1 protein-coding gene is annotated in these 711 nt (G+C 55.4%); it reads right to left on the bottom strand.

Annotation, left to right across the window (positions count from 1 at the left end; all coding sequences use genetic code 11):
- Positions 1-612, bottom strand: a 612-nt coding sequence (locus ACH107_RS33290; RefSeq protein WP_412509852.1) for a hypothetical protein, incomplete at its 3' end; no start/stop codon positions are given.
- Positions 613-711 lie beyond the last annotated feature (99 nt).

Here is a 711-nt window from a genome sequence, read left to right as displayed (position 1 = left end):
ATAGCTGAGCGTGTCGCCCGCATCCGGATCGCTCGACGCGGTCGCGTCCAGTGTCGCAGACGACCCGGACGCAATCCCCGTCTGGTCAGGCCCGGCATCGGCCGTCGGGGCTGTCTGGTCCGATGCCCCAGAGACTTCCAATTCGATAACCCAATTGTAACTGATTGTTGCATCATCCCGACAAAGTGGCGCAACTTGATAGTCCTGCGTTCCTGTCAGGGGCGGACCATCGAGGATGTCATAGGAGCCAGCTCCAACCCCTCCCAGGAATTTTAAGTCTTCGAACGAACGGGCAAAGACATCTCCACCGCTCAGACCTGCAATTGTCAACTCGGCGGATATGAGCTGCTCTCCAGACGGCACTTGGAACTCGAAGGAATCGCCATCATCAGTGTCAAATTTAGGCCTAAAAATACCGTTACCTTCGTCTTCACACTCCGCTAGCACCGACCCTGAAACAGTATTCACTCCCGTATCAAGCGTGCCAATAGGGTCCGGTATTGCTAAGTTGCCGGTCAGATCAGGCGGCTCGGTCGAGGTTAAAGCCAAGGCTCCCACGGGCAAGCAAAGGCACGCTGTTGCGAACGCGGTAAATAATTTGCTTGCCCTCATCCGACATTCCCCAACCCGTATTCGTCGATCATCCACTGGTAATAGGACGTGAAGCCGTTGTCCCCGATAAGCAGCGTCAAATCCGCAAGGTCATCGAAG

This window comes from Roseovarius halophilus (ex Wu et al. 2025) (genome assembly GCF_047086965.1).
The sequence above is the reverse complement of the archived record's forward strand: the minus strand, read 5'-3'. Positions and strand labels throughout refer to the sequence as shown.